The 4,968-nt window shown below is 66.5% G+C and carries 3 protein-coding genes and 1 pseudogene; 1 reads left to right on the top strand and 3 read right to left on the bottom strand.

The annotated features are described in order from the left end of the window. From ACE3UY_RS11080 to ACE3UY_RS11070, 3 genes and pseudogenes are all read right to left on the bottom strand, one after another. Positions 1-543 (bottom strand): annotated as a pseudogene (locus ACE3UY_RS11080) (o-succinylbenzoate synthase); the annotation flags it as partial. An 82-nt stretch (positions 544-625) separates the two neighbouring features. Continuing rightward, positions 626-1,498, bottom strand: a complete 873-nt coding sequence (locus tag ACE3UY_RS11075; RefSeq protein ID WP_374687591.1) for a hypothetical protein — start codon at positions 1,496-1,498, stop codon at positions 626-628. A 141-nt stretch (positions 1,499-1,639) separates the two neighbouring features. Then, a complete protein-coding gene (locus tag ACE3UY_RS11070; protein ID WP_374687590.1) occupies positions 1,640-2,233 on the bottom strand; it encodes a prepilin peptidase in 594 nt (197 codons plus the stop codon). Positions 2,234-2,458: 225 nt separating this feature from the next. On the opposite strand from ACE3UY_RS11070, the gene ACE3UY_RS11065 reads away from it, so the two are divergent. After that, positions 2,459-4,968, top strand: a 2,510-nt coding sequence (locus ACE3UY_RS11065) for a penicillin acylase family protein (RefSeq protein WP_374687589.1), incomplete at its 3' end; no start/stop codon positions are given.

Raw genomic sequence — 4,968 nt, 5'->3', positions numbered from 1 at the left:
CGCCGCGCGCCCTACGGCCACGTCGTGCCCCGGCTTGATCTTCAGCTTGATGCGCCGGTAGCCGAGGGCCACATACTCGCCGATGACCTCCACCGTCCGCGCCAGCGACGGCTGGATGCCGATGCTGACGCCGACGGAGACGCGCGGCCGCGGCCCTTCGGCGTAAGGCTCGGCCAGCTTGGCCGCCAGCGAGACGCCGTTACGCTGCGCCGCCAGATCCCAGAAGGACTGGTCGAGCGACGCCTTCGCCAGCGGATGGCCGCGCACGAACGACAGCGCCGGCCCTAACGCCTCCGGCCCGTCGATCGCCCGGCCGACGAGGGCCGGGATGAGGAAGTCGCTCAGGATGTGCCAGGCGGTGCCAACCGTCTCGTAGGAGTAGCCGGGGTCGTTGGTGGCGACGCACTCCCCCCAACTGGTCAGGCCGCCGGCATGGACGGCGGTCAGGAGGCAGTCGCGCTGCTGCTGCGGCCCGAAACTGGTGACAAAGGGGCTGACGAGGGGCTGGCTGATGTGATAGAGGTCAATGCGTTCGATTTTCATGGTTTTAGGGATGATTCGCAGATTACGCAGAGTTCAGAATAATCTGCGAAATCTGCGTAATCTGCGGATTATTCTTCTTCCGTCAGGAGTCCTGGTGGGCAAGCAGATAGTAGCTGCGCGGCCGGCCGTTGGGGTCTTCATGGCTGACGAAGTCGGTGACGAGGAAGCCGGAGTCGAACATCCCCTCGAAGATGTCGCGGGTGTGCTGCCGCCAGCGCTGGGCCAGGGCCAGATCGGCCCGCTTGATGGCCTGAAAGTCGGTCGGAATCTCGACCAGCATCAGGTTGCTGGGCCGGCTGACGTAGTTGGGCGGCGGGAGGGGCAAGCCGTTGTCGAAAGTGGCCTCGTTGACCAGCAGCGCCCCGCCGGCCAGCAGCGACTCCAGCCGCAACGGCCGCCACTTCTGCGCCGCCCGCGCCGCCACGCGCTGGCTGGTGACCCACCACTCCACCTCAAAGCGGTCGGTCTGGAGGCCGGCGTTTAGCCCGCTCATGTCGCCGTGGAAGTGGCGCAGGTAGCGGTGGCAGACCGCGCCCAGCTTGCCGATATTGAAGCGGCCGTTGCGGCTCTCCAGCGGATCATACGTCCAGGTGATCAGCCGCACGCCGATACGCTGGGCGAAGTCGCGCTGGGCGAACTTCAGTCGGTAGCCGACGTTCTGGTGCTGGTACTCGGGAAGCACGCCGGCGATGACGGAGTACATCTTGAGCCGGGCGGCGGCCACCGGGTCGATCCGGCCGGGGACATCCACCGTTCCCAGGATGCCGAAGGTGAAGCCGACCAGCCGCTCGCCGTCGAACGCGCCCAGCAGCGCCGCGCCGCTGTGCTGCATGGCGTGCAGCGCGTGAGCCGGAATGATCTCCAGGTCGGGCATGTTCCAGGTGATGTGCTGGATCTCCTCGGCCGCCGTGTATTCGGCCATTGTCTCTAGAGGGCGGACGACGATCTCGCTCATGCTGATAATTCTATCTCAAGAGAGGGTGAAGAGGGACACAGAGAGACACAGAGGGCGGACACAGAGAGACACTGAGAGAAGAGCACTTCCCTCCCTCTCAGTGTCTCTCCGTGTCTCCTCCGTGCCTCTCGGTGTTCCTCTTCATCTGCTTACTAACACAGCGATCCCGGCCAGGGCCAGGAAGTAGCCATAGGGCAACGTCGCGCCGCGGCGGGCGCGGCCGGACAGCAGCAGCGCCCCGGCCGCGCCGCCGGCCAGCACCACGCCCAGCAGCAGCGCGTAGGGCGTGGCCGGCAGCCCGACGACGGCCCCGATCAGCCCGGCCAGCTTCACGTCGCCCATGCCCAGCGCCGCCGGGCCGTAGAGTCGCCGGCCGACCGCGCGCAGGCCCAGGAAAACGAGGAAGGCCAGCATCGCGGCCAGCGCAGCGGCGAATCGTTCCTCGCTCAGCACCACGGCCACAGCGATGGCCGGCAACACCACCACGTCCGGCAACCGCCGCTGCTCCCAATCGACGACCGCCAGCAAGACCAGGACAGTCGCGAACAGACCGGCCGCCGCCACGTCGCCGGCCGCCGCGCCGCGCGCCGCCAGCAGCGCGAACAGCGCCGGCAGCCCGACCAGCACCAGCCACACCCGCGCCGGGTGGCGCGTCAGGTCGCAAGCCAGCGGCGCGGGACTTAACCAGCAGTCGGCGGCGCGGTTGACGAGCAGCGCCGCGAATAGTCCAACCAAGGCCCACCAGGAGATCGGCATGACGGACAATTATAGCGGCGATTAAGAAGAAGCATCCGCAGATTTCGCAGATCACGCAGATTCTTCTTCACCATGCATGCCAATTCTTTTTGACTGCGTCTTGCTTTACAGTTGGCTGCCTTGCGCTATCATTCCGTTCCAATCCGCGCCGGCCATTGGCCGCGATAGGGAGCTTACGAACCAACACTCACCTTTGGAGGAGACATGAACCGCGCCGCCCGCATCCTGCTCATCATCCTCGGCGTCCTGGCCGGGCTGGTCCTGATCGCCATCATCGCCGCCGTCGCCGTTGGCCGCAGCCCCTTCCCCCGGACGGACGGCGAGGTGGCCGTCCGCGCGCCCGCCGCGTGCGACGAAGCCGCCCCGGCCGACGAGGCCGCGCTGTGCGTCGCCCTGACCGGCCACGGCCTGAAGGACACCGTCCACGTCTACCGGGACGAGTGGGGCATTCCTCACATCTACGCCCAAAGCCCCGAAGACCTCTTCTTCGCCCAGGGCTACGTCCACGCCCAGGATCGCATGTGGCAGATGGAGTTCTGGCGTCACATCGCCGCCGGGCGCGTGTCGGAAATCGTCGGCGACGCGGGCCTGGAGAACGACAAGTTCATCCGCACGAGCGGCTGGAACCGCATCGCCCAGGCCAACATGGACTACTACGAGCGCGAGTTGCCGGAAGCCATGAACGCCCTGACCGCCTACAGCGCTGGCGTCAACGCCTACCTGGCCGAAAACAAGGACGACATCTCCATCAGCCAGCGGGTGCTAGGGTTGGTGGGCGATCCGTGGGCCATCGAGCCGTGGGAGCCGATTGACTCCATCGGCTGGGGCGTCGTCATGGGCTGGGACCTGGGCGGCAACTGGAGCGACGAGCTCGACCGCGCGCGGCTCTACGCCGCGCTGGGTCAGGAGGCGGTGGACGAGTTGATCCCCGGCTACCCGTATGACCGCCGGCCGGTTATTGCGCCGTCGGCTCTATTGGCGGCAGATGGGAAGAGCAGCGATGAATCGCCTTACTACGAACAGGCTGTAGACTGGACGCGCGTCTCGACCGACCTGATCGGCCGGCCGCCGGCCGGCCCCTTCGGCAGCGGCCCCCAGTTAGGCAGCAACAACTGGGTGGTGAGCGGCCAGCACACCGAGACTGGCCTGCCTCTGCTGGCCAACGATCCCCATCTGGGCGTGCAGATGCCGGCCATCTGGTACGAAGTCGGGCTGCACGCGCCCGGCTGGAACGTGGCCGGCTTCAGCTTCGCCGGCATCCCCGGCGTCATCGTCGGCCACAACGACCGCATCGCCTGGGGCGTCACCAACGTCGGCCCCGACGTGCAAGACCTGTACATCGAGAAGATCAACCCCGACAACCCCAACCAGTACGAGTTTCAGGGCGAGTGGCGCGACATGACCCTCATCGAGGAGGTCATCAAGGTCAACGGCGGCGAGGACGTGACGTTGACCGTACGCGAGACGATGCACGGCCCCATCATCAGCGACGTGCTGGAAGACCAGCCCGACGTGCTGGCTATGCGCTGGACGGCCAACAGCGGCCCGTCGCGTATCCTGCAATCGGCGCTGAGCCTCAACCAGGCCCAGAACTACGAGCAGTTCCGCGAGGCGTTGCGCTCATGGGACATCCCGTCGCAGAACTTCGTCTACGCCGACGTGGACGGCAACATCGCTTACCAGATGCCCAGCCTCGTGCCCATCCGCGCCAACGGCCAGGGCATGGTCCCCGTCCCCGGCTGGACGGGCGAGTACGAGTGGACAGAGTACATCCCCTTCGAGGAATTGCCGGCTATCCTGAACCCGGAGAGCGGCTACATCGTCACCGCCAATCACGCCGTGGTGGACGAGCAGTTCCCCTACTTCATCAGCCGCGACTGGGCCAGCGGCGACCGCGGCCAGCGCATCACCGACATGATCGAGGAGATCATCGGCCAGCGCCAGATTACCGCCGACGACTTCGCCCGCATCCACTCTGACAGCCGTTCGCTGCGGGCGGAAAGCTTCGTGCCGCTACTGGCCGGCCTGTCGAGTGATGACGCGCAGGTACAGGAGGCGCTCGACCGCCTGCGCACCTGGGACTTGCAGGAGCGGCGCGACAGTGTAGCGGCGGCGCTGTTCGAGATCTTCTATATGCACCTGGCGCAGAACGTGCTGGCCGATGACGTCGGCATGGAGGAGGTGGGCGTGGTTCACAGCGCCATCTTCTTCCACGATTTGGCCGGACAGCCCGACGCCCGCTGGTGGGATGATACGACGACGGCCGAGACGGAAACGCGCGAGGACATCCTGTTGCGCTCGCTGACTGATGCGGTGGCCTGGCTGGAGACGAACCGCGGCGGCGACATGGACGACTGGACGTGGGGCAGCCTGCATCAGGTGACGTTCGCCAGCACGCCGCTGGGCGAGAGCGGCATTGGCCCCATTGAGGGCATCGTCAACCGCGGCCCCTTCCCGGCCGACGGCGGCAGCGACTTGGTCAACGCCAATGGCTGGAGCTGGGACGAGCCGGCCGCCGTACGCTCCCATCCGTCTATGCGCATGATCATTGACCTGAGCGACTTCGACGCCAGCCAGGGTGTGCTGCCCACCGGCCAGAGCGGCCACCCTTACCACCGCCACTACGACGACATGATCGAGCTATGGCTCAACGGCGAGTACCACCCGATGTGGTTCAGCCGCGAGGCGGTGGAAGCGGCGGCGGTGGATCAGCT

It is taken from the genome of Promineifilum sp. (SeqCode), assembly GCF_041918635.1.
Classification (GTDB): domain Bacteria; phylum Chloroflexota; class Anaerolineae; order Promineifilales; family Promineifilaceae; genus Promineifilum.
Note: the sequence above shows the minus strand (reverse complement) of the source record. Positions and strands in the feature narration are given on the sequence as shown.